Below are 6440 nucleotides of genomic sequence, written 5' to 3' on the forward strand. Positions count from 1 at the left end.
GGACCGGGTGGGGGCGGTGGTGGACATGCTGTGGGCCGCGTACCAGCGGCCGGAGCTCCAGGCCGCCATCGAGCTGTACGTCGCGGCGCGCACCGACCCGGAGTTGCAGAAGGCGCTGGCGGCGGTGGACGGCCCGCACCGCAAGAACCTGCACCGCGTGGCGCGCGAGCTGTTCCCGGACGTGGCCGCCACGCACCCGGACTTCGACGACGTGGTGGAGCTGGCGCTGGACGCCGTGCAGGGCGCGGCGGTGGGCGGCACGGCCCGACCGACGGACCCCGCGCACCGCCGCATGCTGGACACCCTGGCGCGCTTCCTGCGCGTCTCCTTCGCCCCCAAAGCCTGAGCTGTCAGCACACGCAGGAGGTCACCCATGGACATCTCACACATCCCCGACCTCATCACCCCGGCCATCCCGGTGTTCGTCATCACCGTCATCGCCGAGGCCTTGTGGGTGAAGCGGCTGCGCGCCGAAGCGGGCGCCACCGTGAAGGGCCACACGTGGAAGGACACGCTGGCCAGCCTCGCCATGGGGCTGGGGAGCGTGGCGGTGGGCGTGGGCTGGAAGGTCGTGGCGTTCGCGGGCTACGCGGGGCTCTACCACCTGACGCCGCTGCGCATGGGCTCCGGGCCGTGGGCGTGGGTGCTGCTCTTCTTCCTGGAAGACCTCTGCTACTACGCCTTCCACCGCGTGCACCACGAGAGCCGCTTCTTCTGGGCGTCGCACGTCGTGCACCACTCCAGCCAGCACTACAACCTGTCCACGGCGCTGCGACAGACGTGGACGCCGATGACGGGCTGGGTGTTCTGGGTGCCGCTCGCGCTGCTGGGCTTCTCCCCGGAGATGATCGTCACCCAGCAGGCGGTGAGCCTGCTGTACCAGTACTGGATCCACACGGAGGCCATCGTCCGGCTGCCGCGTCCGGTGGAGTGGCTCTTCAACACGCCGTCGCACCACCGCGCGCACCACGCGTCCAACGCCGTCTACCTGGACACGAACTACGCGGGCATCCTCATCCTCTGGGATCGGCTCTTCGGCACCTTCACCCCGGAGGTCGAGCGCCCTGTGTACGGGCTGACGAAGAACCTCTCCACGTACAACCCGGTGCGCATCGCGTTCCACGAGTGGGCCGCCATCGCCCGGGACGCGGCCCGACCCGGCCCGCTGAGCCAGCGGCTGGGCTACATCTTCCGCAACCCGGCCTGGAAGCCCAAGGCCGCGCAGGCGCTGGAAGCCCCGCCGCCGGTGGAGGCCGCGCACCCGTCGCCGTGAGGGCTGGGGCCTCCTGGATTCGACAGGAGGCGACAGAAGCCCTGACCGAAGCGACCTCCAGGCAACGCGGGCCACGACATCCTTGCCGTCACGCCGTGCGGGCCTTGCTACGGTGCGCCGCGACGGTTTCCAGGGCCTCCGCGCGTCAAGCAGGCGGGCGCCCCTCCCAGGCAAGGAGTCGGGTCATGACGGAGCGCGAGTTGTGGGAGCGGTACCAGCGGCACCTGTGCGTCGTCCCCTCGGTGGGGCTCACGCTGGACATCTCCCGCATGAACTTCGGCGCGGACTTCCTGGACGGGATGCGCCCGCGCATGGACGCGGCGTTCCAGGCGATGGACGCGCTGGAGAAGGGCGCCATCGCGAACCCGGACGAGAAGCGTCGCGTGGGCCACTACTGGCTGCGCGCGCCGGAGCTGTCGCCCGAGGCCGCGCTCAAGACGGCCATCACCGACATGCAGGCCCAGGTGGCCGCCTTCGCCCGGGACGTGCACGCCGGCAAGGTGAAGCCCGTCAAGGCCGCGAAGTTCACGCAGGTGCTGCTGGTGGGCATTGGCGGTTCCGCGCTGGGGCCGCAGCTGGTCGCGGACGCGCTGGGTTCGCACCGGGACCCGATGCAGGTGCACTTCCTGGACAACACGGATCCGGACGGGATGGACCGGACGCTGGGGCACCTGGGCGACCGGCTGGCGGAGACGCTCACGGTGGTCATCAGCAAGTCCGGCGGCACCAAGGAGACGCGCAACGGCATGCTGGAGACGGAGCGCGCCTACCAGCAGCGCGGCCTGGACTTCGGCGCGCACGCGGTGGCCGTGACGGGTGACGGCAGCGAGCTGGACCAGTACGCGAAGGGGCACCACTGGCTGCGCACCTTCCCGATGTGGGACTGGGTTGGCGGGCGCACGTCCCTCATGTCGGCGGTGGGCCTGGTGCCGGCGCGGTTGCAGGGGCTGGACGTGGACGGCTTCCTCGCGGGCGCGAAGGACATGGACGCGGCGACGCGCGTGCACGACGTGGCGAAGAACCCGGCTGCGCTGCTCGCGCTGATGTGGTTCCACGCGGGCGGCGGCAAGGGCGCCAAGGACATGGTCATCCTGCCGTACAAGGACCGGCTGATGCTGATGTCCAAGTACCTCCAGCAGCTCGTGATGGAGTCGCTGGGCAAGGAGCTGTCCCTGGACGGCAAGGTGGTGAACCAGGGCCTCGCGGTCTACGGCAACAAGGGCTCCACGGATCAGCACGCGTACGTGCAGCAGCTGCGCGAGGGCGTGAACAACTTCTTCGCCACCTTCGTGGAGGTGCTGAAGGACCGCGACGGCCAGTCGATGGCGGTGGAGGGCGACAACACCAGCGGCGACTACCTGCTGGGCTTCCTGCTGGGCACGCGCCGGGCGCTGTTCGAGAAGGGCCGCGAGTCGATGACGCTCACGGTGAAGGACGTGAGCGCGCGCACGGTGGGCGCGTTGATTGCCTTGTACGAGCGGGCGGTGGGGTTCTACGCCAGCCTCGTGAACGTCAATGCCTATCACCAGCCGGGCGTGGAGGCGGGCAAGAAGGCCGCGGGCCGCGTGCTGGAGTTGCAGGGCAAGCTGCTGGCGAAGTTGCAGGCGGCGAAGGCGGAGGCGCGCTCGGCGGATCAGCTGGCCCAGGACATCGGCGCGCCGGACGAGGCGGAGACGGTGTTCAAGCTGCTGGAGCACCTGTCCGCCAATGGCGACCACGGCGTGAAGCGCACCGGCGGCGAGCGCCCCGCGGAAGCCCGCTTCCAGGCGGGGTGACAGTGGGCTGCCCCGCGGGGCAATGATTGACGGTCCCAGGTGACGGTTAGCCTGGGCCGTCATGGGCCAGGGCCGTGCGCACTCCGTGGGGATGTGGCTGTTCGTGCTGGGCTGCATGACCGCGTGCCCGGAGGCGCACCGGCGGGGAGGACTGGTGGACCGGGCCGCGCATCGGGATGCGGTGGAGCAGGTGCCCAAGGAGCCCTGTTCCGACGAGGATTACGAACGCTATTGCCTCGGTGAAGGCGACCAGAGCGCGGAATGCCTCGAGAACTGTCCATGATGCGCCATTGGCACACGCCGATGGGCCTGTTCGCGTGCGTCGCGCTCGTCGCTCCAACGGTGTTCATCCTCTGGAGCTTCCGGGAGATGCCCGTCCAGGACGGCGTGATTCCGATCCTCAGCAGCGAGGCTCGCGCGCAACTGCTGACCTACCACCAACGCTGCTCGAGGCAGGCCGACTGCGAGCAGCCTCTGGGTTGTTTCTTCGATGGTCGCCATGGGAAGTACTGCACGGACAGTGCCTGCATGACCGACCTGCAATGCCTCGAAGGCCAACGTTGCAGCACGCTGTCCACCACCAACGGGAAAGCCGAAGTCAGACTCTGCGCACCCATTGGCCCACGGCAAGAGGGGGAGCATTGCCTGAAACTTCCCCTGAATCGGGAAGCATCCTGTACCGCGGACCTTCAGTGCGCGGGCACCTGGGGTTACGGTTACTGCGCCCGCCCCTGCACTCCTGGCGTACCCGGTACCTGCGCGAAGGGCTTCTTCTGCGCGGACGTGAAGCCCGAGCCCTCCTGTCTTCCCACCTGCGAGGCGCGCGGATGTCCGCAGGGCCAGACCTGCGTCCCCTTCGAGGAAGGAACCTCCATCTGCGCGGAGGTCTACGGCACGAACTGCGTGGAGACGCCCTGCTCCGATGGACGGAAGTGCGATGCGCGCCCGGACTCGCGGTTCCCCGGCAAGGTCTGGATGGAATGTGTCGTGCGCTGCTCCCCCGCGAACCCCACCTGCGCGGAGGGCCAGGTCTGCGACCGCTATCACTGCGTTCAAGCCTGCGATCCGAACGGACCCAACCCGTGCACCGAGGGCTACCACTGCGACCGTCTCAGGAAGGACTGGCCGTGGTCCTGCCAGCCGGACTCCTGGCCTGACCGCTGAGCTCCACGTCCTCCCGCTGACGCCGCGCCTGCCCCCAGGTCCCGGGCCGTCCGCCAGTCGATGGAGCCTCATCACGGTGTGCACGGCCAACACTGCAACGGGCCCTGACGGACGGGATGTCGCGGGCGCAGCACTGTCGCATCCTGGGAGTTCGCGATCCCCGGAGCCCCTGGATGAAACCTTCTTGGTCCGCCCCCCTCCCCATCGCCGCATCCCCGGAGGTCGATGATCCGTGGCGCTTCGATGCGCTCGGCTGCGTGCGCAGCCGGGACACCGTCACGCTGGATGCGCTGCCCCGCGCGCGCTACCGCTCCGCCCTCGAAATCGGAGGCGGCATCGGCGGTCTCACCGAGAAGCTCCAGGCACGCTGTGAGGCCCTGCTCTCCGTGGACGTGTCCCCGCGCGACCAGGCCCGCGCCATCCACCGCTGTCGCCACCTGCCCCACGTGCGCTTCCAGCTCATGTCCGTCCCGGACGACTACCCCGGCGCGACCTTCGACCTCACCCTCCTGTCCGAACGCGCCTGCTATTGGAGCCCCCTCGAACTGCAGCGCGCGCAGCAGCGCATCCTCGAACACCTGGAGCCCGGCGGGCACCTGCTCCTCGTCCACTGGACCGGCCAGACCCGCGACATGCGCCTCAACGGCCATGACGTCCATGACGCCTTCCACCGGCTCACCCGCCGGGGCCTGCGCCACCTGCGCGGCGAGATGGAGGGCACCTACCGCCTGGACGTCTTCGAGCGCCTCTGACCCCTTCCGTCCGGATGTCGACCGCCTCCCACGAATCCCCTGTCCCACCGGTCCCACGGCAGCGCTAGAAGGGGCCGCATGGAACTCGGAATCACGGGGAAGACGGCGCTGGTCACCGGCAGCAGCCGGGGCATCGGACGGGCCATCGCCACTGTGCTCTCGCGCGAGGGCGCGCGGGTGTGCGTGTGCGCGCGTCACCTGGAGCCCCTGGAGGTCATCGCGAAGGAACTGCGCTCCGAGGGCGCGCAGGTGGCCACGGTGGTGGCGGACGTGGCGACGCCCGAGGGCGCCTACTCGGCGGTGGACTCGGCGGTGCGCGCGTTCGGGTCGCTGGACATCCTGGTGAACAACGTGGGCGGCAGCGGCGGCGCGGGCGCCTTCGACGCGGCCAGCACCGCGCAGTGGATGGACGTCCTCCAGCGCAACCTGATGTCCGCCGTGTGGTGCAGCCAGCGCGCGGTGCCCCTGATGCGCGCCACGGGGGGCGGCAGCATCATCCACATGAGCTCCATCTTCGGCCGGGAGTACGCCACCAGCGCGCCCTACAGCGCCGCCAAGGCGGGCCTCATCGCGCTGACCAAGGAGATGGCGGTGGACCTGGCCCCCCACCGCATCCGCGTCAACGCCGTCGCCCCCGGCGCCATCTTCTTCCCCGGGGGAAGCTGGGACAAACGCCAGCAGCTGGACCCCGAGGCCGTGGCCCGCGTGGTGCGCGAGCAGATTCCCTGGGGCCGCTTCGGCACGCCGGAGGAGGTGGCGGACGTGGTCGCCTTCCTGGCCTCGGAGCGGGCGAAGTGGGTCACCGGCTCCACCCTGCCCGTGGATGGCGGACAGGGCCGCGCCTTCTAGGGCCGCTTCCGCCCCTGCCCTGGCGTTAGAGTCCGCGCGCATGAGGCCACGCACGTGCTGAAGCTCTACAAGAAGGACGGCGACACCCTGCGCTACTGGGAGGCGTGGGAGCACGAGGGCGTCGTCACCGTGCACTGGGGCGTCGTGGGCGACGGCGGCGAGCAGAAGGACGTTCCCGTCCCCCCCGACGAGGACCCCGACATGGTCATCGCCCAGGAGGCCGAGTCCCTCGTGGACGCCGGCTACGACGAGCCCGACCCGGAGGCCATGGCCGTGCTCCTCGTGGAGTACCCCGTGCAGGGCAAGGGCAGCGGCCACGACTTCGAGCAGCGCAACGCCGTGGAGGAGCTGCTCACGGACGCGCTCGGCTGGACGGGCAACGGCGAGGTGGAGGGCGGCGAGACGGAGGTCGGCCGCATGCGCGTGCACTGCCGCGTGATGGATCCGGAGACCGCCGCGCGCACCGTGGTGGAGGCGCTGGACGCCGAGGAGCTGCTCGAAGGCGCGGCTCTCCGAGGTGAAGGTGCTGGTGGACGGCGGACGCCTCACCCAGGCGCAGGAGAAGCTCGCGCCGCTCGTCACCGGCGTGCAGGCGACGGGGTATGCGCCGCTGATGGCGCGGCTCCA

Annotated in this window: 7 protein-coding genes and 1 pseudogene; all 8 read left to right on the plus strand. The window is 70.1% G+C overall.

Going from position 1 to position 6440, the window contains the following annotated elements; translation table 11 throughout:
* Positions 1–346, plus strand: a pseudogene (locus D7V97_RS38195) (TetR/AcrR family transcriptional regulator); the annotation flags it as partial.
* A 27-nt stretch (positions 347–373) separates the two neighbouring features.
* A complete protein-coding gene (locus tag D7V97_RS38200; RefSeq protein ID WP_120615516.1) occupies positions 374–1273 on the plus strand; it encodes a sterol desaturase family protein in 900 nt (299 codons plus the stop codon).
* A 185-nt stretch (positions 1274–1458) separates the two neighbouring features.
* Entirely contained in the window at positions 1459–3048 is a 1590-nt protein-coding gene (locus tag D7V97_RS38205) for a glucose-6-phosphate isomerase (RefSeq protein ID WP_120615517.1), read from the plus strand.
* Positions 3049–3139: 91 nt separating this feature from the next.
* On the plus strand, positions 3140–3331 hold the full coding sequence (locus tag D7V97_RS38210; protein WP_147445149.1) for a hypothetical protein: 192 nt from the start codon (positions 3140–3142) through the stop codon (positions 3329–3331).
* Positions 3328–4212, plus strand: a complete 885-nt coding sequence (locus tag D7V97_RS38215; protein WP_233583496.1) for a hypothetical protein — start codon at positions 3328–3330, stop codon at positions 4210–4212. The genes D7V97_RS38210 and D7V97_RS38215 overlap by 4 nt, the downstream gene beginning before the upstream one ends.
* A 173-nt stretch (positions 4213–4385) precedes the next feature.
* Positions 4386–4964: a class I SAM-dependent methyltransferase gene (locus tag D7V97_RS38220; protein ID WP_120615519.1), complete on the plus strand. Its 579-nt coding sequence runs from the start codon at positions 4386–4388 to the stop codon at positions 4962–4964.
* A 78-nt stretch (positions 4965–5042) separates the two neighbouring features.
* Positions 5043–5813 carry an SDR family NAD(P)-dependent oxidoreductase gene (locus D7V97_RS38225; RefSeq protein WP_120615520.1) on the plus strand — a complete coding sequence of 257 codons (771 nt, stop codon included), beginning with the start codon at positions 5043–5045 and terminating at the stop codon, positions 5811–5813.
* Positions 5814–5867: 54 nt separating this feature from the next.
* On the plus strand, positions 5868–6440 hold a 573-nt coding region (locus tag D7V97_RS38230), incomplete at its 3' end, for a hypothetical protein (RefSeq protein WP_233583497.1).

The sequence above is a fragment of the Corallococcus sp. CA053C genome, assembly GCF_003611675.1.
Classification (GTDB): domain Bacteria; phylum Myxococcota; class Myxococcia; order Myxococcales; family Myxococcaceae; genus Corallococcus.

Bases quoted from the DNA above. Each gene is read 5' to 3' on its own strand.
- D7V97_RS38205 (WP_120615517.1), top strand. From the start codon at position 1,459: ATGACGGAGCGCGAGTTGTGGGAGCGGTACCAGCGGCACCTGTGCGTC.
- D7V97_RS38225 (WP_120615520.1), top strand. From the start codon at position 5,043: ATGGAACTCGGAATCACGGGGAAGACGGCGCTGGTCACCGGCAGCAGC.
- D7V97_RS38210 (WP_147445149.1), top strand. From the start codon at position 3,140: ATGTGGCTGTTCGTGCTGGGCTGCATGACCGCGTGCCCGGAGGCGCAC.
- D7V97_RS38220 (WP_120615519.1), top strand. From the start codon at position 4,386: ATGAAACCTTCTTGGTCCGCCCCCCTCCCCATCGCCGCATCCCCGGAG.
- D7V97_RS38215 (WP_233583496.1), top strand. From the start codon at position 3,328: ATGATGCGCCATTGGCACACGCCGATGGGCCTGTTCGCGTGCGTCGCG.
- D7V97_RS38200 (WP_120615516.1), top strand. From the start codon at position 374: ATGGACATCTCACACATCCCCGACCTCATCACCCCGGCCATCCCGGTG.